This is a genomic window from Streptomyces sp. KR80, assembly GCF_052245555.1.
Taxonomy (GTDB): Bacteria; Actinomycetota; Actinomycetes; order Streptomycetales; family Streptomycetaceae; genus Streptomyces.
In genome coordinates this window covers 1-21334 of the sequence record NZ_JBQQCD010000015.1, presented here as the reverse complement: position 1 = coordinate 21334, position 21334 = coordinate 1, and the positions used below count along the sequence as shown (strand labels likewise).

Sequence of the window (21334 nt, the reverse complement as noted above, 5' to 3'; positions counted from 1 at the left end):
GGCCCGCCCCTGGCTCCCGGGGGCGGGCCCGCGCCATTGTGGGCAGTCGTTCCTCCCCCAGCTACCGCTGGGCGGTGCCCCCAGGGCGGAACAGGTGGGCACAACGGGACCACCGGCGTGCAGCCGCGCACGAGACGGCACCCCTGGCGGCCGGTTGCGCACCGTCGCCGTGGTCTAGCCGAAGATCAGGTTCACGATCCAATAGCTCAGCGCAGCGACGACCGCCGCGGCCGGCATCGTGATGAACCAACCGGCGATGATGTTCTTGGCGACGCCCCAGCGGACCGCGTTGACCCGCTTCGTCGCACCGACGCCCATGATCGCCGAGGTGATGACATGCGTGGTCGAGATCGGCGCGTGGAACATGAACGACGCGGTGTACATCACGGACGCCGCCGTCGTCTCGGCCGCGAAGCCCTGCGGCGGGTCCAGCTCGATGATCCGCCGCCCCAGCGTCCGCATGATCCGCCAGCCACCCGCGTACGTACCGAGCGAGAGCATCAGAGCGACCGCGATCTTCACCCACACCGGGATGGCCTCGCCCTGCTCCTGCACATCGGCGATGACCAGGGCCATCACCACGACACCCATGGTCTTCTGCGCGTCCTGCAGACCGTGGCCGAGCGCCATGCCCGCCGCGGACACCGTCTGCGCTATGCGGAAACCGCGCTTGGCCTTGTGCGGGTTGGACCTCCGGAAGATCCACATGATGCAGACCATCACCAGATAGCCGGCGGCCAGCCCGACGATCGGCGAGAGGAACATCGGGATGACGATCTTCTCGACGACGCCGGACCAGATCACGTCCGTGCTCCCCGCGAGCGCCGCGCCGACCATGCCGCCGAAGAGCGCATGGCTTGAGGACGACGGCAGACCGAAGTACCAGGTGATCAGGTTCCAGACGATCGCACCCACCAGGGCCGCGAACAGAATGCCCATGCCCGACCGGCCGGTCGGCGTCTCGATCAGCCCTTCACTGACCGTCTTGGCGACCCCGCTGCCCATGAAGGCACCCGCGAGGTTCATGACCGCCGCCATCGCCAGCGCCGCCCGCGGAGTCAGCGCCCTGGTCGAGACCGAGGTCGCGATGGCGTTCGCGGAGTCGTGGAAGCCGTTGGTGTACGTGAAGAAGAGCGCGACCCCGATGGTCACGACAAGCGCCAGGGTGTCCATACCGGGGGTCAGGACTCCTTGACCGCGATGGTCTCGACCGTGTTGGCGACGTGCTCGAAGGCGTCGGCCGCCTCCTCCAGGACATCCACGATCTGCTTGAGCTTGAGTACCTCGATGGCCTCGTAGTTGCCGTTGAAGAGGTGCGCCAGGAGCTTGCGGTGGATCTGGTCCGCCTGGTTCTCCAGACGGTTCACCTCGATCCAGTACTCGGTGAGGTTGTTCATGGTCCGCAGGTGCGGCATGGCCTCGGCGGTCAGCTCGGCCGCCCGCGCCAGCACCTCGATCTGCTGCTCCACGCCCTTCGGCAGCTCCTCGATCTGGTACAGCACGACCAGGTCGACGGCCTCTTCCATGAAGTCCATGATGTCGTCGAGCGACGAGGCGAGACGATAGATGTCCTCGCGGTCGAACGGCGTGATGAAGGAGGAGTTCAGCTGGTGGAAGATCGCGTGCGTGGCGTCGTCCCCCGCGTGCTCCGCAGCCCGCATCCGGTCGGCGATCTCGGCCCGGGCGGAGGAGTCCGCCCCAAGCAGTTCCATCAGGAGCTTCGAGCCCGTGACGATGTTGTCCGCGGAGGCGGCGAACATGTCGTAGAAGCTCGTCTCCCTGGGGGTCAGACGAAAGCGCACGTGGGGTCCTCGGGGTGCATCGGATTCGGTCAGGCTGATGCTAGGCGCATCATCCGGCCACGGCTAACCGGCGTTCCTCAGTTTCGCGCATCGGCCGCGGCGCCCCACAGGGGGCCCCGACTCCCGCGAGGAATTTCGCTAACATATACCCGCTGGGGGTATATCCCCCTTTGCGGGTTTTACGGACAACGGAGGATCCCATGACGAGCACCGAGGCCACCGCCGTCGAGGCCGCCACCTGTGACGATCCTCCATCCGAGCCCGCCACGGGCACCGGCCCGCACGGCTACACCAAGGACAAGGACCAGCACCTCAAGCGCCTCCGCCGGATCGAGGGCCAGATCCGCGGCTTGCAACGGATGGTCGACGAGGACGTGTACTGCATCGACATACTGACGCAGGTTTCGGCCAGTACGAAGGCGCTGCAGTCCTTCGCCCTTCAGTTGCTGGAGGAGCACCTCCGGCACTGCGTGGCCTCCGCGGCGATCGAGAGCCCCACGGCGAGCTCGGCCGAGGGTGCCGCCGCGAAGGGCGGCCAGGAGATCGACGCCAAGGTGGCGGAAGCCACAGCCGCCATCGCTCGCCTGCTACGGACCTGACACCCGGGTCCGGAGCTGACGCTCGTTCCGCCCTGGCTGGTCTGGCTGGATTCCGACCCAACCGGACCGCGTCACCGCCGCGGGCGCGCGGCGGTCCCGGCCGAACCTGAGGACCTGGAGGACACCGCCGCTTCGGCGCGGGCGGACGCCACCTCCAGCACCTCGTCGATCCGGTCCGAGCTGAGCCGTTCCCCCTCCGCGGACGATGCCGCGATCATCAACTCACCGCACAGCTCGATCTCGGCGAGGGCCACGTGGTCCTGGACCATGGAACGACTCGGCACAGGCACGTGCGTCACCTCCTCCTTGCGAGCGCGTCTTGCGTTACCGGCCCTTGAGCGCTAAAGCCCAGCGTAGGGACCCGGACACAGTGCGCGCATGGCACGGACGGACCATTTCCGGAGCTGAAGGTCCGTTCACCACACGTTCGCGACTACGCCTCGGGGACGGCAATCTCTCCTGCGTAGATGTCCCGCTCATCCGGCAACAGCACATCCGCAGCGGCCCCGAATGCGTACAGCACGGTCGTCGACACGACCTCCGTGCTGTTCACCCCCCTCTTGCCGCCACGGTCGTTACTGAAGGTGAAGCGATGGCGGACCTTGCGCAGTCGGCCCTGGTCGTCGAGGTAGGCATCGAAGAAGACGGTGTCCCGGGAGAAGCCCTTCGCGGCCGCTGCCAGCGCCCCACGGGCCTGCGGCGACGCGGCTTCCGCCGCTCGCGCGATGTCCGTCGTCCCCCGGTAGTGCCGGACCCTCGCGCCGTCCTCGCGGGCCTTCGTCTCTCCGACATACGTCACATGGCGCACGCCGCGCAACAGTTCGGCCGCGGACATCGGGTCGGTCGCACCGCCGGTGACCAGATTCCCGTCGGCGAGGCCGGTGGTGTCCACCCGTACCCACTTGTCGGGGGGAACGCCGGCGCCCCGGTCCTTCATGTACAGGGCGCCGGGAGCGAGGAGTTCGGTGACCGGCTGGTGCTCCTCGGTGCCGGAGGCGTCCTTCGGCAGCACGACGCGGATACGGCCGAGCCGTCGGCCGTAGTCGAATGCGCCCACGCCCCGAATCGTGACGCGCGTGCCCCCCGTGGCGGTCTCCAGAGACGTACGGGTCCGGGAGCTGCCGGACCTGGCAAGGACGTCGGCGGCGCGACGCACGGCGGCGGCAGCGGCCGGGTCGTAGCCGCCCGGCCGGTCGTCGGCCGCAGCGCCCATTCCGGAACAGCCGGTGGCCACCAGACCGGCCGCAAGGCTCCCCACTGCGGCGGCCACGGCGCCGCCCTTCCGTCCGTGCCGCTGCACCACCATCGCCATCGCCCGCTTACCCCCTGAAGGATTCAGCCGGAACGATCCGGCGATCCGGCTCGAAGCTCGTTTCGCTTAACGACGCTCCGGGGGCAGCCGTCACGGCCGTCGCTGCCAGTACGGTGGAGGGGTGCACCAGCCCACTTCTGGGGAGCCTGCGATAGGCCGCGACGAACACCGCACACACACGGTAGAAAAGGGATCCTTCTGCACGGCCCGCTGCTCCTGCGGCTGGACGGGCCCGGCCAGGCGCGCTCGCGCCAAGGCCCGCGAGGACGCCGCCGCACACGTCGCGGGCTGAAGCCCGGCCGGGCGGGCGGGGGTGCCCGCCGTTCCCCCACGGGGACCTTGACCTCTCCCCAACGTGCCGTCATCGGACGGGTCGGCGACCGGGCCGACGTCGAGGACCGGAGACCGCTCGGGTGATGGGCCGGCGTGGGTGCCGATGTGGTCGGATCCGCCGGTTCCTACGGTCTCCCGGACCTGCGCAGATGCGGCGGGAGCCATACCGGGTGTGATGCAGATCGCCCCGCGGGGGAAAGAACCTCCGCCGCCCGTGCACCGATCGGGGGCTTCAGCCGTCTTGTGCGAAAGGTCGGTCGGATGAACGTCAGCCGCGGGGACATCGGTCGGTCGGACCGGCGTACGTTGCTCCGAGGCGCCGCCGGATATGCCTCCGGGAGTGTCCTCGGAAGTGCCGCCGGGGCCGTCACGGTCAGCGGTCCCGGCGCTCGCGCCGCGGGAGCCGGGCCCCGCCCCGCCGACTGGTCCGCTCTCGGCCGCAGCCTCAGCGGTGGTCCCGGCAGCGGTCTCGTACGGCCCGGCGACGCCGACTACGCCACCGCCCGCCGGCTGCACAACACGCGCTTCGACGGTCTCCGCCCGGCCGCCATCGCCTACGTGGCGACCACCACGGACATCGCCGAGTGCCTGGCCTTCGCCCGCCGCCACACCGTGCCCGTCTCGATCCGCAACGGCGGCCACTCCTACGCCGGTTGGTCCAGCGGCGACGGGCGTCTGGTCATCGATGTCTCCCGGCTGAACCGGATCACCTGCACCCGCACCACGGCGACCATCGGTGCGGGCGCCAAACTCGTCGACGTCTACGACCGCCTCGGCGCCCACGGCATCACCGTTCCCGCCGGCACCTGTCCGACCGTCGGAATCTCCGGGCTGACCCTCGGCGGGGGACACGGGGTCACGTCCCGTGCGTACGGCCTCACCTGCGACAGCCTGCTCTCCGCCACCCTCGTCACCGCCGACGGCCGCACGCTCCGCTGCGACGCCTCCCGCCACCGCGACCTCTTCTGGGCCCTCCGCGGTGCGGGCAACGGCAACTTCGGCGTCGTCACCGAGCTCCGCTTCCGTACCCAGGCGCCGCGCGGCACCGTGAGCGCCCGCCTGATCTGGCCCTGGTCCCGAGCCGCCGCCGTCCTGGGCGCCTGGCAGGAATGGGGCCCGGCCCAGCCCGACGAGATCTGGTCGTCAGTGCACCTCACCGCCGCCGCGGGCGGGACGCCCAGGGTCAGGGTCTCCGTCTTCTCGCTCGGCACGTACGGCGATCTGCACAATGCCCTGGACCGGCTCACCGGCCGGGTCGGCGCCCCGCCGTCCACCCTGTCGCTGCACCGCCGCACGTACCAGGAGGCGATGCGGGGTTACGCCCGCTGCGCGTCGTACTCGACGGAGGAGTGCCATCTGCCCGGCTCCACTCCGGGCCGTAACCCCGCCGGGGTGGTGCAGCGCGAAACGTACGCCGCAGGTTCGGACTTCTACGACCGCGAGCTGACTGCCCAAGGCATCCAGGTGCTGGTGGGCGCATGCGAGCGCTACAGCCGGGACGGCGGCTCCGGCTCGGGACAGATCCACCTCACGGCGCTCGGTGGCGCGATCAATCGGGTCCCGTCCGGCGCGACCGCCTTCGTTCACCGCCGTTCCCGCGTCCTCGCCCAGTACCGAGCCGCGTGGCCCGCGGGCCGTACGGACACCGTGCCGATCGCCTGGCTGGACGCTCTCCGCCTGGTGATGCGCCACCATGCCTCGGGCGCGGCGTACCAGAACTACCCGGACCCACGGCTCCGGGGCTGGCGCCGCGCGTACTACGGCCCGGCTGCGGAGCGGCTGGCGCGAGTGAAGCGACGGTACGATCCGAACCGGCTGTTCGACTTCCCCCAGGCCCTGTGAGGGCATCCGCCAGGCACGGTGAGCGGCTTCCGCTCGCACCCGTGCCGGGCGGTCCGGACTCATGCCGCGAGACCCTTGTCGCCCTTCTTGCTCCGCTCCTTCGGCTCAGGGTCCGTGGAATCGGTGGAATCCGTGGAGTGCCCGCCCGCTGTCGGGGCCGCCCCGACGAACCGGCCGGCCCCCGAGTCGCCAACGGCCCGCACCAGGGGCGTGAGCAGGGCCATCGCCCCGGGCGCCAGCAGCAGTGTCACAGCCGTGCCGAGAGCGAAGCCGCCGATGACGTCGGTCGGGTAGTGCACCCCCAGGTAGACACGGCAGAAGCCTTCGAGGAACGCAAGGGCGATGCCCGCGAGCCCCAGCTTGCGGTGCGCGATGAACAGCCCGACACCGACGGCCATCGCCATCGTCGCGTGGTCGCTGACGAAGGAGAAGTCGGTCTTCCCCCGCACCAGGACCTCGAGCCCGTCGTGTTCGGCGAACGGTCTGGGCCGCTCTACGACGCCGCGGATCGGGATGTTGACGAGCAGCGCGATACCGGCCGCGAGCGGGGCCCACAGGAGAGCGGCGACAGTGGCCGGTGCATTCTCGTCCGCCCCGCTCCTCACGATCCACCAGCAGCGGACGAGCAGCAGCACCAGTGCCGCCACGATCCCGTACTCGCCGATCCACTCGATGACGCGGTCGAACCACGAAGGGGCGCCCACGGCCAGCCCGTTGATGTCGTAGAGCAGAGACACGTCGGGGTTCGACCCGGTCGATTCGACTCCCGTCATACGGCGGCGCCCCTCATCTTCCCTGCCCGTACCAACTGCCGTTCCGAACCCCCGTGGTGGAAGGAGGTGCTGCGTCCCCAGTCCAGGAAACGTCACGCCCCGCGCGATCGTTCCGCTCTCCACCCAATGATCACCAGGACGTTATCGAAGGGTGACTCATCACCGCAGCTCAGGGGCCGGCTTGTCGCCCTGCCGCACGACGAGTTCGCCGCTTCGACCCGGTTCCGCGCGAGCCCCACCGTTCCCCCATGGCCTGGGCGCATCTGCACCGAAAGCACTCCCATTCCGCGCGACGCACCTTACGCAGCGTCAGCCGTGGGGAGCGCCTTTGCGCCGTCCTCCGTGACCCGGGTCGCCCCGAAGTAGTCCGGCGTATCGATCTTGTCGAAGCGGATCACCGCGCCGGTGTACGGGGCGTTGATCATGTAGCCGCCGCCTACGTAGATGCCCACATGCCGGATCGCCCGCGAGTCGGTCAGGTCGTCCGAGAAGAACACCAGATCGCCCGGCAACAGCTCGTCCCGGTCCGGGTGGGGGCCGGCGTTGTACTGGTCGTTCGCCACCCGCGGCAGCCCGATCCCCACCGACGCGTACGCCGCCTTCGTCAGCCCCGAACAGTCGAACCGCCCGCGGTCCCCGGCCGTCCCGTCACCGCCCCACAGATAGGGCGTGCCAAGTTTCTTCTGCGCGTAGTAGATCGCCCCGGCCGCCTTCCGCGACGAGGGCACCGTGCCGACCGGCGCCTCGAAGCTCTTGGCGAGCGTCGTGATGACCTTCACGTAGTTCTGTGTCTCGCGGTACGGCGGCACCCCGCCGTACTTGATCACTGCATACGCGCCCGCGTTGTACGCAGCCAGCATGTTCCTGGTGGGATCGCCGGGGGCGTCCTTCACATACTTGGCCAGTTTGCAGTCGTATGAGGCCGCCGACGGGATCGCATCCTCGGGGTCCCAGACGTTCCGATCTCCGTCCCCGTTACCGTCGATCCCGTGGGTGGCCCAAGTCCCCGGAATGAACTGCGCTATCCCCTGGGCCGCCGCCTGGCTCTGGGCCCTCGGGTTCCAGCCGCTCTCCTGGTACAACTGCGCCGCCAGCAGTGCGGGGTTGATGGCCGAACACAGACTGCCCCACTTCTGCACCAGCGGCCGGTACGCCGCCGGCACCGCGCCCTTCGCCAGGCCTACGGCCCTGCCTCCGCCCATGAGATAGGCGGCAGCGGAGTACGTGCCGATGATGAGCAGCGCCATGAACCCGGCCCCCAACGCGAGCCCGGCCCCGCCCCACCACCACGCTTTCCGCACCGCGTCCGTTCACCCCCACTCGGCCTCTTCCAGGCTATCGGCGATCTTGGCAGTTGTCCGCCCCGTTCGCCCCTCCCGGCGTGACCGGACTCCCCCAACAGACCACATTCGCAGGGGAGTTGATCGAGACGGGCTCCGGCCGCACCGCGCGCATCGCCGTGGTGTCAGGGTGTACGGCGGCGGAGCAGCCAGAAAGCGGCCGCGGTGGCGAGGGCGGTGAGGGCGAGGGCGAAGCCGGTCTCGGCGAGTTGAACGGGCCAGTACTGCGAGGCGGGGTGGGCGCCGAGGCAGGCATCGACGGAGTACTTGTGGTCGGACTGGTTCCACTGGCAGGGCGTCGCGGTGAATCCCCAGGGGCCGTTGCCCTTGACGGTGGAGGTGACGGTCGGCCAGATACGGGTGCGCCACGGGGCGATGGCCCAGGTGACGACCCAGGTGGCGGCGGCGCCGACGGCAAGCGCCGGCAGTGCGCGGCGCAACCAGAAGGCGGTCAGGGCGCCGAGGGTCAGGCCGAGCAGGGGGTAGGCGACGAGCGACGGGCCGGTGGCGAAGTAATAGTCGTTGCTCCTATAGCCGGCGGTGAGCAGATGGTGGGCGGCGGACCAGTCGAGGAGCCCGCGATAGCCGACAACAAGAAGGGCCGTACCGGCGGCGAGGAAGAGGACGGGGACGGCGAGCTTGTGCGCGAGCCAGCGGGCAGGGCTGACGGACTGGGTCCAGGCCAGCTCGGCGGTGCGGTTCTCCAGTTCGCGACCGATCAGCGCGGCGGCTGCCCAGGCGGCCACGACGGGGGCCAGGTTGCGCAGGAGCGAGCCCACGTCCAGGAGGTGCTCCTGGAAGGTGTAGTAGACGTCCGCGTCGAGGGGGATCATGCTGCAGGCGCGGTGGCCGGGGGTGCCACATCCGGCCTGGAGCCGTGCGGCGGCTGTTGCTTCCGGGCCGAAGCGCAGCCACAGCAAAGCGGCCGCCGTTATCGCCACGAAGGCGATCCAGATCCACAGGGCGGATCGGTGCAGCCGGAGCACCGTCCAGGGCGATCCGGAGCGGGGCGTGCGGACCCGGTTCGAGGCGGCTGGCCGGGTCTTTCCGGTGGTGCTCATGTGAGGATCTCCTACTCCTGTGGGTGTTGCGGAAGTACGGGGATGGCGCTCTCGGTGAGAAGGGCCGGGGCGTGGGGGTTGCGGAGGTGGGCGAGGAGGACGTCCTCCAGGCTGGGGCGCTCGGCCAGCAAGTCGCCTGACGGTGCGCCATGCGGGCGGACCAGGGCGGTGCGGCCGCGGCCGGCGGGGCGCTCCTCGATCACGGTGTGCCCGCTGGTGGCGGTGGTGGCGGTTCCGGTGATCAGGGTGTGCGCTGCGACGACCTCCTCGGTCTCGCCGCCGAGCCGGACCCGGCCGCCGCAGAGAAGGAGCAGGTAGTCGCAGATGCCTTCCAGTTCGGCGATGACATGTGAGGACATCACGATGGAGGTGCCATGCTCGGCGGCCTCGGACATCAGCGCGCCGGTCAGTTGTCGGCGGGCCAGCGGGTCGAGGTCGGCCATCGGCTCGTCGAGCAGCATCAGTTCGGGCCGCTTGCCAAAGGCGAGGGCGAGTGCGACGCGAGTGCGCTGGCCGCTGGAGAGCGACCGTACCTTCGCGGTGGGTTCGAGGCCGCCGTCGCCGTACGCGATGCGTTCGGCGGCCTGTTGGTCCCAGCGACCGGAGGGGCGGTTGAGTTCCGCGCCGAAGCAGAGGGTGTCGGCGACGGAGAGGTGCGGGTGCAGCGGCCTGGTCTGGTCGACGTAGGCGATGCGGTCGCGGGCCTCGGCAGGCGCCTGGCCGAGCACGGTCAGGGTGCCGGCGGTCGGCCGGAGCAGGCCGGCGGCCAGGCCGAGCAGGGTGGACTTGCCCGCCCCGTTCGGGCCGACCAAGGCGCAGACGCGGCCCTGCGGGAACCGGAAGGAGCAGTCGGCGAGGACATCCTTCTTCCGGCGCGAGTACGCCATGCCGAGGCCGGACGCTTCGAGGGCGGCCTTGGGGCTGTTCATGGGCTCTCCTGCGAGAAGTGTTCGTTCAGCACGGAGTCGAAGAGGGCCGCCATGTCCTCCCGGTCCAGGCCACCCTCGTGGGCGCGGGCCACCCACTCCTCCAGAGCCGGCCGGTAGGGGGACTCGGCGGCCGAGGAGGCGCCGAGCGACTTCTGCACGAAGGTGCCGAGGCCGCGGCGGGCCTCGACCAGCCCTTCGCGCTCCAGTTCGCGGTAGGCCTTGAGGACGGTGTTCGGGTTGATGGCGGTCGCCTCGACGACCTCGCGGGCGGTGGGCAGCTTGTCGCCGGGCTCCAACAGGCCGAGCCGCAGGGCTTGTTTGACCTGCTGCACTATCTGGAGGTAGGTGGTGACGCCGCTGCGGCGGTCGATGCGGAACTCAATGGTTCCTGGTGCAGCCACGAACACCACCCTCTCCGTCGAAGTCTCGTTTCACTAATTGAGTAGTGAAAGGGTGGTGCATGACGGGTCGGCGTGTCAATCCCGTGGTCGGCAGCGCGCGATCAGGGCGCGGACAGCACCAGGCGGCGGGCGAAGTTGCGGTAGCCGGCACGCTCGAAGGCCGTGGCCATCGGCAGGTTCGTCAGGTCGGTGTCGGCGCGTATCGCCTCGGCTCCCGCCTCGACCGCGAGGATCCGGGTGATCTCCGCCAGGATGTCATCGACGTATCCGTGGCCGCGGTGTTCGGGCAGCACACCGAGATAACCGACCACCGGGGAGGCAGGGTTGCGCGACGGGAGCCCGAATCCGACCACCTCTCCGTCCGGTGTCTCGGCCACTCGCCACCAGGACCGCTCCCCGAGCATCGTCTCGCGGTAGAACGCGACGTCGTCGCGGGCTTGTGCATCAGCGCCGATGTCCGCGGCCGCCTTGCGTGAAGCCGCGTCGAGGGTGCCGGTCAGGACCCGGCGAAACAGGTTGACGAACACCTCGTCATCCGGTTCCGTACGGAACAGCAGGCGACCCGACGGCTCGGGCAGAGCGGTGGCCTGCGCCGTCCACTCGTAGCGGAGTCGTTCCAGGCTCACCGACAGTCCGGCCCGTCGGGCCGCCTCCCGACGCCAGGACAGAGCCGAGATCATGTCGGGCCGGTCACGCCAGTCGCCCGGCAGGAACACGTGGTATTCCGGGGGTTGGGCCTGGCCTGTCCTGGCGTATGCCGTGTGCGCGGCGGTGAGCAGCTCGGCGGCGAGGTTTATGCGATCGGCGGTCGTGCCGACCGATGTGTGAACGAAAACGCCGTCGAGGGCACCGGGTTGGGACTCGTTCGGACTGCCCCACCAGACGGCGACCGCCAGCGGCGCGCCCTCGGCCGCGTCTTGGGCTATCCACGTCCATTCGGGCCGGTACTCGCGGTTGGCGAGCTTGGTCCTGTAACTGTCGGCCGACATCGTGGGACTGGCCTGGTCGGCGACGAGGAGGGGGAGTATGCCGTCGACATCGGACTCGACGGTGCTGCGGAACATCACGGTTGCCTCCGAGGCAGTGAAGCTGGAGGCGCGACCCGAAGGTATGGCGCCTACCGCCCCGGTGTGGTGGTGGGGACGGCAGGGACCATCGGAAGCGCCTGGTTCGGGGTGAACATCGCAGGTCTCCCTTCTTGTTGGGCCACGACACGACAGTCAGACCCGGGTTGGGGACAACAGTTCCGCCGAGGTGCACGCAAGCCCAACCCCCCGAGCCATTGCTCGGAGTCACCAACTGTGATACACAGAGTGACAATACGCTTCTCTGCCGACACCGGCAGACCGTCTCCACAGCCTGTGACCGGGGACACGCACGGGATCCACCAAAATTGGCCGCCAAGTCGACATGCGACGGCGGCATCGTCAGCGAAGATAGAACCTGACCCGTGCCGTCCGGCAGGGCACCACAACTACCCAACAGGGGCGGTGAGTTTCAGAATGTTCCTGGCAGCCGACAAGGGCGACATCACCACCATCATCGGCGGCATCGCCCCGGACTGGGGGCCGTTCGGGAGTCTGGGCAACGAAGCCCGGGTGATGATCGAAGTCGTGATGGCCGTCGCGATCCTGCTCTGCCTCGGCATCGCGATCTGGGGTGCGGCCAAACAGCGCATCGGCGCCACCGCGCTGCGCGACACATTCAGCGCGGAGCAGGGGAAGGGACTGATCGTCGCGGGCCTCACCGGTGTCTTCATCATCGGGTCGCTCGGCACGCTGTTCACCATCGTGTACGGCATGGCCGTCTAGCGCCGCGCGCCCGCCCCTGCAAACCCTCGGCAGGGGCGGAGCACCCACGGCCCGTACCCCCGTCCGTCGTGCCCACCGGCTGAGGTTGCATCCCCTTGATGTCGAGTCACCACACCGAGCCCGCGCGGGTATCAGCGCGGCTACCGTCGTACTACGGACACTGCGAGGGGGCGTACGCAGCATGAGTCTCGACGACGGATACGGTCCGGACTACGACGACGATCCCGAGCGCGGCCACCAGACGCGTACGCGCCTGCCCGAACGGGCGGGCGGCGACGCGTACGGCACCGGCCGGCGCAGCCGCACAGCGGTGCGGCCGTCGAGAAACATGGTCACGGTCGTGGGTGTGGTGGTGCTGCTGATAGCGGCCATCGCCTTCGCGAATCGCGACGATGGAAACGGTGACGCAGACGGCGCGGGCTCCACGGGCAACGGGCCTCAGGCGCAACCGACGGCCCCGACGGGCGAGAAGCCGGTGCCGGGGTCGGAGGCGGGCATCGCGAAGGGCTTCCCGAAGACGGAGCAGGGCGCGCAGAGCGCGGCAGCGAACTACGCGGTGGCGCTGGTCTCGGCCGACATCCTGAAGCCTCAACGGCGGCAGGAGATCGTCCAGCAGGTGTTCGTCAGCGAAAAGGTGGACGAACTCAGCTCCAAGTTCAACCAGGCTTACTCCAAGGACTTTCTGGACAAGCTCGGCCTGGATGCCAACGGCAATGCCGAGAAGGGCATGACCTATGTCTCCCGCACCGCACCTGTCGGCACCAAGACCACCGAGTACGCGGATACCACCGCGACCGCGGAGGTCTGGTGCACAGGCGTCTTCGGCACTGCTGGGGTGAGTTCCACCAACCCGGTCGCCAACGACTGGTTCACCATGACCCTCAAGCTCCGGTGGGTCGACGGTGACTGGAAGGTCGAGAGTTTCTCTCAGAAGGATGGCCCGGCTCCAGTGAACAGCGACCGCAAGGCCTCCAACGCCGACGAGATCGCGAAGGCGGTCGAGGAGTACGGAGGCTTCACCTATGCCCGGTAGCCCGAGCCGCCGCACGCTGACGTTCGCCGCCGCCTTTGCTGCCGTTCAGACTGCTGCCGTCCTGCTCGCTGCTCGGGCAGTTGCGGCCCCGACTCCCACACCGGCGCCATCCGCGGACGACAAGGACAACTGCGACCTCATCGTCGGCCCCGCCAGGGACTATTGCGAGCGCGGCGACGGCGCGGGCGGCGGCACAAACAGGACCGATATCACCGAGGACAACCCCCTCGACCCCCTCTCCTCTCTCGCCAAGGGCTGCGCCGACGCCGCCGCCTGGATCGTCGGGAAGTTGTCCAAGGCGGTCGACGAGACGACGAACGTCGACTTCACCAACGCCGCCTTCCTCCGCCAGTACGCCGTCGTCTTCGCCGCCTCCACCATCCTCACGCTCCTCCTCTGGCTGCTCGCCGTCGCCAAGCGCGCCATCCGGGGCGTCCCCCTCACCGAGGCACTCACCGAGGCCGTCGGCTTTCTCTGGCTGACCGTTCTGGCGTCCGCCTTCACCCCCCTCATCCTCTACACGATCGTCTCCGCGACCGACGCCGTCACCGAGGTCATCGCCGCCGGGACGTCCTCGAACACCGACACCTTCTTCGGGTCGTTCTCCGAGGCCCTGAAGAAGGGCGATGACATCGGTGGCGGGCCGATCATGCTGATCGTCGTCAGTCTGGTGTCCGTGCTCGCCGCGGGCGTGCTGTGGCTGGAGCTGGTCATCCGGGCCGCGCTGCTCTACGTCGGGGCACTGCTCGGGACCGCGGTCTACGCGGGGTTGGTCGACAAGAACATGTGGGGCCACGTACGCCGCTGGGCCGGGATCATGATCGCGGTGATCCTCGTCAAACCGGTCATCATCATCGTGCTCGGCATGGCCGGCGCGCTGTCCGCGTCCGACGACGGGCCGGACGCGTTCTCCGCCGTGATCTCCGGGCTCGCGATCATCCTGCTCGCCATCTTCGCCAGCGCCATGATCTACCGTTTCGTCCCCGGCTTCGGCGACGAGATCGCGAGCGCCCGCAGCAACCGTAAGACCGCCACCGACGGAGCCGCGGCGGCCGCGGCCATCTCCACCCCGGCCGCGCTCGTCAAACAGGGCATCAAGACCCACAGCAGCCGCAGCTCCGGCGGAGGCGCGGACGACGGGCCGTCACGGTCCTCGTCCAAGCCCGCGGGCAGCGTCGCGGGCGGGATCGCGGCGCACAGTTCGCGCGGCGGGTCCTCCGGTCCCGGCGGCGGCAGTGGCGGATCCGCCCCCGCTCCCGCCCCTCGTACCCACCACCGCGGCAGCAGCGGCACCCGCAGCAGCAATCCCGCTGGAGGTGAGCGGCGTTGACGGCCCAGTCCCACTCGATCACGCCCCGCCGTACGTATCTCATGGGCCGGGCCCGGCCGAACGCGATCATCGGCAAGAACCGGGAGACCGGCGAGATCGCGCTGATCATCGCGGGCGCGTTCCTCGGCATGATGTGCGGGCTGCTCGTACCCGTTCTGCCCCTGCGCATCGCGACGCTCACGGGCTTTCCGCTGCTGGCGCTGGCGGCCGTCTACGTGCCGTACAAACACCGCACCTTCTACAAATGGTTCGAGATCAACCGCTCGTACCGGCGCACCCTGCGCCAGGGCACCGTCTACCGTTCCGCCGCACCCGAGGCTGGCACCCGGATCGACGGCCGGGAAGTGGAGATCGGCCCGCCGCCCGGGATCGGCCGGATCAACTGGCTCGCGGCGCCCTTCGGACCCGACGAGATCGCCGTGTTGCTGCATGCGGACCGCCGTACCGTCACCGCCGCGATCGAGATCGAGGGGCCGGGCGTCGGGCTGCGGGACAGCGAGGACCAGGAGGCCCTGGTCGACCGGTTCGGGACGCTGCTGAAGCATGTGGCCAACGGCGACGGCTTCGTGACGCGCCTGCAGATGCTGGCCCGTACGCTGCCTGCCGACCCCGACGCACACGCGAAGGACGTGGAGCGACGCGGCGACTCCAAGGCACCGGAGTGGCTACAGGATTCGTACGACCAGCTCCAGTCCATGGTGTCCACATCGTCCGAGCAGCACCGGGCGTATCTCGTCGCGTGCATGCACTTCACGCGCGAACTCGCCGCGGAGGCGCACACCATGGCGCGCGCGGCACAGCAGGGCCAGGCACAGGGGCGCGGCAAGCTCGACAAGGACGCGGGCCTGGCCGTGGTCATGGCCCGCGAGCTGACCGACATCTGTGCGCGGCTCGCGGAGGCCGACATCCGCGTCCGGCAGCCGCTCGGACAGGGACGGCTGTCGTCGCTGATCCACTCCATGTACGACCCGGACCACCCGATCGACCACATCCAGGCGATGACGAAGCGCAACGCCTGGCCGGCCGAGCTGGATGCGGTGGAGCCGACCTACCTCCAGGCGAAGACGCGGGAGTCCAACACCCGCGCTCCCTGGTGCCATGCGACGGCGTGGGTGAAGGAGTGGCCGATGACCCCGGTCGGCGTCAACTTCCTTGCGCCGCTGCTGGTCCACACCCCGGATGTGATCCGTACGGTCGCGGTCTGCATGGACCTCGAGCCGACCGAGGTCGCCATCGAGCGGATGCTGACGGAGAAGACGAACGACGAGGCGGAGGCTTCGCGGGCGGCGAAGATGAACCGGACGGTGGACCCGCGGGACGTCGCCGCCCACGGACGGCTGGACCAGCGGGGCGAGGATCTGGCGAGTGGCGCGGCGGGGGTGAATCTGGTCGGGTACATCACCGTGTCGTCGCGTACGCCGGAGGCCCTGGCGCGTGACAAGCGCACGATTCGCGCCTCGGCGGGCAAGTCGTACCTCAAGCTGGAGTGGTGCGACCGCGAACACCACCGGGCCTTTGTGAACACACTGCCCTTCGCGACCGGCATCCGGCGATGACCGGCTTCCGACGACGGCGAACGGTAGGAGCCTGCTGTGCCTGATCCGCTGACCGCGCTCACCGAGGCCTTCACCAGCTTCCTGTTCGGGAAGGTGGAGACGACCCGGCTGCCGGTCCGTACGTCCACCGGCCAGGCCCAGGCCGTCTATCTGCCCACGGCCGCGCCCGGCCTCGGCGACTCCGGCGTGATCATCGGGCGCGAGGTCTACTCGGGGAAGGGCTACATCTACGACCCGTTCCAGCTGTACGGCCAGCAGCTGCCCGCCCCGCACTGGCTGGTGCTCGGCGAGTCGGGCAACGGCAAGTCGGCGCTGGAGAAGACGTACGTCCTGCGGCAACTGCGGTTCCGGGACCGGCAGGTGGTGGTGCTGGACGCGCAGGGCGAGGACGGGGTGGGGGAGTGGAACCTCATCGCCCAGGAGCTGGGGATCACTCCGATCCGGCTGGACCCGATGGCCGCACTCGACGGCGGTATCCGGCTCAATCCCCTCGACCCCTCGATCACGACGACCGGTCAACTGGCCCTGCTCCGTACGATCATCGAGGTCGCCATGGGGCGCGGGCTGGACGAGCGGTCCGGCTTCGCGCTGAAGGTCGCGCACGCGTATGTGAACGAGACGATCACCGACCGGCAGCCCGTTCTCACCGACATCGTCGAGCAGCTGCGGCACCCGGAACCGGAGTCGGCGGAAGCGATGAACGTCGACATCGACGACGTACGGGCCTGGGGCCTGGACGTGGCACTCGTGCTGGACCGGCTGGTCGACGGTGACCTGCGGGGGATGTTCGACGGGCCGACGACGGTGGGGATCGATCTCGACGCCCCGCTGATCGTCTTCGACCTCTCCCACATCGACCGGAACTCGATCGCGATGCCGATCCTGATGGCGATCGTGGGGGTGTGGCTCGAGCACACCTGGATCCGACCCGACCGGAAGAAGCGGATCTTCCTGGTCGAGGAAGCCTGGCACATCATCAACTCACCTTTCGTGGCACAGCTCTTCCAGCGGCTGCTGAAGTTCGGGCGCCGGCTGGGGCTCTCGTTCGTCGCCGTCGTGCACCACCTCTCCGACGTGGTGGACGGTGCGGCGGCACGGGAGGCGGCCGCGATCCTGAAGATGGCGTCGACGCGGACGATCTACGCGCAGAAGGCGGACGAGGCGCGAGCGACGGGACGGGTACTGGGCCTGCCCCGGTGGGCCGTGGAAATCATCCCGACGCTGACCCCGGGCATCGCCGTCTGGGACGTCAACGGGAACGTCCAGGTCGTGAAGCACCTGGTGACCGAGGCCGAACGGCCACTCGTCTACACCGACCGGGCGATGACGGAGTCGTCGCTGAGCGAGGAGGCTCTGGCCGTGGAACGAGCGGCCGAGGCGGAGGCAGAGGAGCGGGCGGCGAAGGCGATGGAACAACAGCTCTCGGACGAGTCGACGGTGGCGTGACATGGCGGCGCCCGGATCGAGACCGTCGGGATCCTCCCCGGAGTCGGCGAAGCCGGGCGGGATCCCGGACGGCCTGCTCATCGGTGTACTGGCCTTCCTGCTCGGGCTGACGGTCCTGGTCTGGACGGCGACGGAGGTGTCGGCCCGCTTCGCCCGGGGCGCGTGGCCGCAAGGGGTGGACTTCGCGCACACGCCGCTGGCGATGCGGCAACTCGTCGAGGAGCCGCACGACGTGGCGGCGGCATGGCCGGACGCCCCGGCGGGGCAGTTGTCGGGCTACGGGCTGTTCTGGGGCGTCTTCATCAGCCAGCTGATGGTGCTCTTCGTGGTCGCGGTCTTCGCCATCGGCGTGACGGCCCGCTGGCGTGCCCGCCGGTCTCGGTCGGCGCGGCCGAGCGCACGGGGCCACGACGACGTCGAGGCAGCCGATGGCGATCCGTCGCCCGGCCCCTCGCCCCAGGCTCCCGGTGCGAGGTCCCGCACTGCTGCGGCGCCGGTGGACCACGATTCCGGGCCCAGGCTGAATCCCGCGCCGGACAAGGACCTTGACCCGGGCGCGAGCCTTGGCCAGGGCACAGGACGTGGCCAGAGCGCGTGCGGCGGCATGCCGACACCGGACGGGGGCGACGACAGAACACCGGCCGCACCCCTTGAAGCCGTTGAAGCGGGGTCCGGCAGCGGGGCCCGCGGAGCCGACGGCGCGGGCACAGCCGAACGAGCTGACGGCGCCGACGGCGCCGCGTATCCGCATCCGGACGCTGCCGACCGCGCGGCCGACCCCGCGGCGAACAGCGCCGCAGCCAGCGCCTGGCTGCCGGGGCAGCGGAACACGTCACATCTGCACTTCACGGGTGCCCGGAGCGCCGCCCACAAGGAGCTCGCTGCGCAGGCGATCCGGGCGGCGGAGGGGCCCGTTCTCGTCGTCACCTCCGCCCCCCTCCTGTGGGCGGAAACCAAGGACGCCAGGGCCAAGCTCGGACCGACCCATCTCTACGACCCGAGCCATCTCCTCGACACCCCTGCCCGGCTCCGTTGGTCCCCCTCCGCGGGGTGCGAGGCCCGAGACGTCGCCGCGGCGCGCGCGGCGGCCCTGCTCGCACCCGTACGACCGTCCCACAGCCTCGACTCGGCGATGGCAGAGGCGGCGGACACGCTGCTTCGCTGCTGGCTGCACGCCGCGGCCGTCGACGGACAACCGTTCCGGCAGGTGCACCGCTGGGCATCCGGCAGCGCCGCACACGAACCCGTACGCATCCTGCGGACCCACCCCGGCGCCGCAGCCGGCACCGCAGGCGAACTCGAGAGCACGCTCACCGCGTATCCCGAACGCCGTGAGATCGCCCGGCAACTGACGGCCCGTGCCCTCTCCGCGCTCTCGTCCATCCACATCAGGGACGCCTGCAATCCGACCCGCGCCGACTCCCTCGCCGTGGAATCATTCGTCGCCGAAGGGGGAACGCTGTACGTGGTGGGTGAAGGGATCGAGGACCCGCGGACCCACCCGGGTGCGATGCCGCTGCTGACCGCACTCGTCTCGAGCGTGGTCGAGCACGGCCGCCGCATGGCCGAACGGTCATCCTCCGGTCGGCTCGACCCACCACTCACGCTCGTCCTCGACGACATCGCCGCCGTCGCCCCGCTCCCGCAACTCCCCGAGCTGCTGGCCGACGGCGCCGCACGAGGCCTCCCTACGCTGGCGCTCCTCCGTTCCGAGGAGCAAGCGCGGGCCCGCTGGCCGCATCGGAGCCTGGTGGGGTGAGAGCCATGGGCGTGGCGGGGCGCTCCATCGCCATCTCGTACTCCAAGTCTTCCGGGGACGGAGGGAACGGCATCGTCTCGCCCGTCCTCGTGAAGCCGAGCCGGCGGTAGAAGGCCTCGGCGCGGGGGTTGTCGGCGTGAACCCAGAGGTGGATCCGCTCCGCCTTGGTGTGCTGCCAGGTCCAGTCGATCGCCGTACGGAAGAGCTGCTCCGCCACACCCGTGCCACGGTGCTCGGGACGTACGTACACGCTCACGACGTGGATCTGCGGCGAACCGGCACTGTCGTCGTCGATGACCCCGGGCGCACCGACCGGCGGGGCCGTCTGGCCGGTCTCGTCGAGCAGCGCGAGCATCGCCACCCACCTGCCGTGCCCGTCCTTCGCGATCACGTTCGTCGCAGTGCCGCCCTCGGCGATGGGCGTGGCCCAGGCGCGCCAGTGGTCGTCGGCCCTGGTGACGCTGTTCTCGTACGTGTCGACGAAGGCGACGCGCGCGACCGGATCGCGCAGCGCGGCCAGCCGCAGTTCCTTCAGCTCGGCCCAGTCGTCGGCACGGACGGTCCGGATCTCATAGCCCATGTCTCGATGCTCGCATCCGCTCCTGGACGGCGCGCAACGTGATATCGAACGCATGCGGCGCAGCCGCACGTCGCCCAGGGGGAACGCCCCTGCGACGGTCGTGTGCCGGGCACAATCTCGCACGATCCTGATGCGCACGGTGAATGATGGTGGCCGGTGGAGAATGGGCTCAGGGTGGAGAGAGGTGGCCGGTGGCCGACCGACTGAACGCGATGATGTGCATGGACCCGGAGGCCGCGCGCGCCGCCTTCCCACCGCCGCTGCGGCAACGGCTCACCGATGTCGTCGATTTGGCGCCCGACCTTGCACCAGTGCTGCTCGCCGGCCACGGGGGCGGTACCTACGGCGGGGACGGTACGAGGGCCGTTGCGGGCGATCGGGCCAGTCTCGCCGATGTTGATGTCCTCATCACCGGCTGGGGTTGTCCGCCCCTCGACGAGGACGTGCTCGACGCCGCCCCTCGGCTGCGCGCAGTGATCCACGCGGCGGGGTCGGTGAAGGGCCACATCACCCCTGCGGTCTGGCAGCGCGGCATCACCGTCTCGTCGGCGGCCGAAGCGAACGCCGCTCCGGTCGCCGAGTTCACCTCCGCGGTCATCGTCCTGGCCGCGAAGCAGGCCCTGACGACCGCAGCGCGATACACCGACGGCTGGCCTTCACTGGCCGAGCGCGAGGGCACCGACGGCCGCACAGTCGGGATCATCGCCGCCTCCCGCACCGGCCGCCGCGTCATCGCCCGGTTGACCTCCTCCGATGCCGGTTATCGGGTGCTGCTCGCCGATCCGTACGTGGGCAGGGAGGAAGCGACAGCCCTCGGCTGTGAACTCGTCTCGCTGGATGAACTGTGCCGCCGCAGCAGCATCGTCAGCATTCACGCACCGGAACTGCCGGAGACCCGGCACCTTCTCGACACCCGGCGGCTGGCGCTGCTCCCGGACGGGGGAACGGTCATCAACACCGCCCGCGGCTCGCTCGTCGACACCGAGGCGCTGACCCGCGAGTGCGCGACGGGACGGCTGAACGCGTATCTCGACGTCACCTTCCCCGAGCCGCTACCGCCCGACCACCGGCTTCTCTCGCTGCGCAATGTGCTCGTCACCCCGCACATCGCGGGCGCACAGGGCAGCGAGGTCCGACGCCTGGGCGAGTACACCATCGCGGAGGTCGGCCGGTTCATCAGCGGAGCCCCGCTCGAAGGCCGGGTCGAGGCCGCGGATCTGGCCCACATCGCCTGACGCGGCCCCAACGCCGGTGGTGCCGGAACAAAAGAATCACCGGACGTCTTTCAACGACCGATGAAAATGCCGCAACCCCCGGGCGGGGCCCGGGGGTTGCGGATCAAAGATTGTCCGGCGGTGTCCTACTCTCCCACAGGGTCCCCCCTGCAGTACCATCGGCGCTGAAAGGCTTAGCTTCCGGGTTCGGAA

Annotated in this window: 20 protein-coding genes and 1 rRNA gene; 9 read left to right on the top strand and 12 right to left on the bottom strand. The window is 69.8% G+C overall.

The annotated features are described in order from the left end of the window. Positions 1-174: 174 nt before the first annotated feature. Both ACTWQI_RS20650 and ACTWQI_RS20645 read right to left on the bottom strand, forming a co-directional pair. Positions 175-1173, bottom strand: coding sequence for an inorganic phosphate transporter (locus ACTWQI_RS20650; RefSeq protein WP_443272489.1), 999 nt, complete (start codon positions 1171-1173; stop codon positions 175-177). A gap of 8 nt (positions 1174-1181) precedes the next feature. Next, positions 1182-1802 carry a DUF47 domain-containing protein gene (locus ACTWQI_RS20645; protein WP_443272487.1) on the bottom strand — a complete coding sequence of 207 codons (621 nt, stop codon included), beginning with the start codon at positions 1800-1802 and terminating at the stop codon, positions 1182-1184. Positions 1803-2002: 200 nt separating this feature from the next. Between ACTWQI_RS20645 and ACTWQI_RS20640 the strand changes: the two genes are divergently transcribed. Next, positions 2003-2401: a metal-sensitive transcriptional regulator gene (locus ACTWQI_RS20640; protein ID WP_443272485.1), complete on the top strand. Its 399-nt coding sequence runs from the start codon at positions 2003-2005 to the stop codon at positions 2399-2401. A gap of 71 nt (positions 2402-2472) precedes the next feature. Here the strand turns inward: ACTWQI_RS20640 and ACTWQI_RS20635 are convergent, their stop codons facing one another. Further along, on the bottom strand, positions 2473-2670 hold the full coding sequence (locus ACTWQI_RS20635) for a hypothetical protein (protein WP_443272752.1): 198 nt from the start codon (positions 2668-2670) through the stop codon (positions 2473-2475). A gap of 164 nt (positions 2671-2834) precedes the next feature. Beyond that, positions 2835-3707 (bottom strand): hypothetical protein, encoded by an 873-nt coding sequence (locus ACTWQI_RS20630; RefSeq protein WP_443272750.1) that lies wholly within the window; start codon positions 3705-3707, stop codon positions 2835-2837. 600 nt (positions 3708-4307) lie between these two features. On the opposite strand from ACTWQI_RS20630, the gene ACTWQI_RS20625 reads away from it, so the two are divergent. Next, on the top strand, positions 4308-5888 hold the full coding sequence (locus ACTWQI_RS20625; RefSeq protein ID WP_443272483.1) for an FAD-binding oxidoreductase: 1581 nt from the start codon (positions 4308-4310) through the stop codon (positions 5886-5888). Between the two features lie 59 nt (positions 5889-5947). On the opposite strand, the gene ACTWQI_RS20620 is transcribed toward ACTWQI_RS20625, so the two are convergent. The 6 genes from ACTWQI_RS20620 to ACTWQI_RS20595 all read right to left on the bottom strand — a co-directional run bounded on the left by ACTWQI_RS20620 (position 5948) and on the right by ACTWQI_RS20595 (position 11456). Further along, a complete protein-coding gene (locus tag ACTWQI_RS20620) occupies positions 5948-6661 on the bottom strand; it encodes a phosphatase PAP2 family protein (protein WP_443272481.1) in 714 nt (237 codons plus the stop codon). A 299-nt stretch (positions 6662-6960) separates the two neighbouring features. Continuing rightward, the gene (locus ACTWQI_RS20615; RefSeq protein ID WP_443272479.1) at positions 6961-7962 is read right to left on the bottom strand and encodes a bifunctional lytic transglycosylase/C40 family peptidase; all 1002 of its coding nucleotides are present in this window, start codon (positions 7960-7962) and stop codon (positions 6961-6963) included. A gap of 164 nt (positions 7963-8126) precedes the next feature. Next, a complete protein-coding gene (locus ACTWQI_RS20610) occupies positions 8127-9062 on the bottom strand; it encodes a hypothetical protein (protein WP_443272477.1) in 936 nt (311 codons plus the stop codon). Positions 9063-9073: 11 nt separating this feature from the next. Continuing rightward, a complete protein-coding gene (locus ACTWQI_RS20605; RefSeq protein WP_443272475.1) occupies positions 9074-9991 on the bottom strand; it encodes an ATP-binding cassette domain-containing protein in 918 nt (305 codons plus the stop codon). Beyond that, positions 9988-10392, bottom strand: a complete 405-nt coding sequence (locus tag ACTWQI_RS20600) for a GntR family transcriptional regulator (RefSeq protein WP_443272473.1) — start codon at positions 10390-10392, stop codon at positions 9988-9990. The genes ACTWQI_RS20605 and ACTWQI_RS20600 overlap by 4 nt, the downstream gene beginning before the upstream one ends. Before the next feature lie 101 nt (positions 10393-10493). Beyond that, positions 10494-11456, bottom strand: a complete 963-nt coding sequence (locus ACTWQI_RS20595) for a GNAT family N-acetyltransferase (RefSeq protein WP_443272470.1) — start codon at positions 11454-11456, stop codon at positions 10494-10496. A 438-nt stretch (positions 11457-11894) separates the two neighbouring features. Between ACTWQI_RS20595 and ACTWQI_RS20590 the strand changes: the two genes are divergently transcribed. From ACTWQI_RS20590 to ACTWQI_RS20565, 6 genes are all read left to right on the top strand, one after another. Further along, complete coding sequence (locus ACTWQI_RS20590; RefSeq protein WP_443272467.1) at positions 11895-12203, top strand: hypothetical protein; 309 nt, start codon at positions 11895-11897, stop codon at positions 12201-12203. Positions 12204-12384: 181 nt separating this feature from the next. Then, a complete protein-coding gene (locus ACTWQI_RS20585; RefSeq protein ID WP_443272465.1) occupies positions 12385-13236 on the top strand; it encodes a hypothetical protein in 852 nt (283 codons plus the stop codon). Further along, the gene (locus tag ACTWQI_RS20580; protein ID WP_443272464.1) at positions 13226-14566 is read left to right on the top strand and encodes a hypothetical protein; all 1341 of its coding nucleotides are present in this window, start codon (positions 13226-13228) and stop codon (positions 14564-14566) included. Before ACTWQI_RS20585 ends, ACTWQI_RS20580 begins: the two co-directional genes overlap by 11 nt. Then, a complete protein-coding gene (locus ACTWQI_RS20575) occupies positions 14563-16122 on the top strand; it encodes an SCO6880 family protein (protein ID WP_443272463.1) in 1560 nt (519 codons plus the stop codon). The genes ACTWQI_RS20580 and ACTWQI_RS20575 overlap by 4 nt, the downstream gene beginning before the upstream one ends. Positions 16123-16158: 36 nt before the next feature. Next, a complete protein-coding gene (locus ACTWQI_RS20570) occupies positions 16159-17568 on the top strand; it encodes an ATP-binding protein (protein ID WP_443272462.1) in 1410 nt (469 codons plus the stop codon). A 1-nt stretch (position 17569) separates the two neighbouring features. Beyond that, positions 17570-19327, top strand: coding sequence for a type IV secretory system conjugative DNA transfer family protein (locus ACTWQI_RS20565; protein WP_443272460.1), 1758 nt, complete (start codon positions 17570-17572; stop codon positions 19325-19327). Here ACTWQI_RS20565 and ACTWQI_RS20560 read toward each other — a convergent pair. Then, the gene (locus ACTWQI_RS20560; protein ID WP_443272459.1) at positions 19257-19907 is read right to left on the bottom strand and encodes a GNAT family N-acetyltransferase; all 651 of its coding nucleotides are present in this window, start codon (positions 19905-19907) and stop codon (positions 19257-19259) included. The two genes, ACTWQI_RS20565 and ACTWQI_RS20560, sit on opposite strands and share 71 nt — an antisense overlap. 191 nt (positions 19908-20098) lie before the next feature. On the opposite strand from ACTWQI_RS20560, the gene ACTWQI_RS20555 reads away from it, so the two are divergent. Then, positions 20099-21142: a hydroxyacid dehydrogenase gene (locus ACTWQI_RS20555; protein ID WP_443272458.1), complete on the top strand. Its 1044-nt coding sequence runs from the start codon at positions 20099-20101 to the stop codon at positions 21140-21142. Positions 21143-21254: 112 nt separating this feature from the next. Here the strand turns inward: ACTWQI_RS20555 and rrf are convergent. Further along, positions 21255-21334: ribosomal RNA gene (gene rrf, locus ACTWQI_RS20550) — 5S ribosomal RNA — on the bottom strand; the annotation flags it as partial.

What these genes read in the sequence shown, in the direction of transcription:
- ACTWQI_RS20650 (WP_443272489.1), bottom strand. Translation starts at nt 1,173, where the DNA reads ATGGACACCCTGGCGCTTGTCGTGACCATCGGGGTCGCGCTCTTCTTC.
- ACTWQI_RS20640 (WP_443272485.1), top strand. Translation starts at nt 2,003, where the DNA reads ATGACGAGCACCGAGGCCACCGCCGTCGAGGCCGCCACCTGTGACGAT.
- ACTWQI_RS20635 (WP_443272752.1), bottom strand. Translation starts at nt 2,670, where the DNA reads ATGGTCCAGGACCACGTGGCCCTCGCCGAGATCGAGCTGTGCGGTGAG.
- ACTWQI_RS20630 (WP_443272750.1), bottom strand. Translation starts at nt 3,707, where the DNA reads ATGGTGGTGCAGCGGCACGGACGGAAGGGCGGCGCCGTGGCCGCCGCA.
- ACTWQI_RS20625 (WP_443272483.1), top strand. Translation starts at nt 4,308, where the DNA reads ATGAACGTCAGCCGCGGGGACATCGGTCGGTCGGACCGGCGTACGTTG.
- ACTWQI_RS20620 (WP_443272481.1), bottom strand. Translation starts at nt 6,661, where the DNA reads ATGACGGGAGTCGAATCGACCGGGTCGAACCCCGACGTGTCTCTGCTC.
- ACTWQI_RS20610 (WP_443272477.1), bottom strand. Translation starts at nt 9,062, where the DNA reads ATGAGCACCACCGGAAAGACCCGGCCAGCCGCCTCGAACCGGGTCCGC.
- ACTWQI_RS20605 (WP_443272475.1), bottom strand. Translation starts at nt 9,991, where the DNA reads ATGAACAGCCCCAAGGCCGCCCTCGAAGCGTCCGGCCTCGGCATGGCG.
- ACTWQI_RS20595 (WP_443272470.1), bottom strand. Translation starts at nt 11,456, where the DNA reads ATGTTCCGCAGCACCGTCGAGTCCGATGTCGACGGCATACTCCCCCTC.
- ACTWQI_RS20590 (WP_443272467.1), top strand. Translation starts at nt 11,895, where the DNA reads ATGTTCCTGGCAGCCGACAAGGGCGACATCACCACCATCATCGGCGGC.
- ACTWQI_RS20585 (WP_443272465.1), top strand. Translation starts at nt 12,385, where the DNA reads ATGAGTCTCGACGACGGATACGGTCCGGACTACGACGACGATCCCGAG.
- ACTWQI_RS20580 (WP_443272464.1), top strand. Translation starts at nt 13,226, where the DNA reads ATGCCCGGTAGCCCGAGCCGCCGCACGCTGACGTTCGCCGCCGCCTTT.
- ACTWQI_RS20565 (WP_443272460.1), top strand. Translation starts at nt 17,570, where the DNA reads ATGGCGGCGCCCGGATCGAGACCGTCGGGATCCTCCCCGGAGTCGGCG.
- ACTWQI_RS20560 (WP_443272459.1), bottom strand. Translation starts at nt 19,907, where the DNA reads ATGGGCTATGAGATCCGGACCGTCCGTGCCGACGACTGGGCCGAGCTG.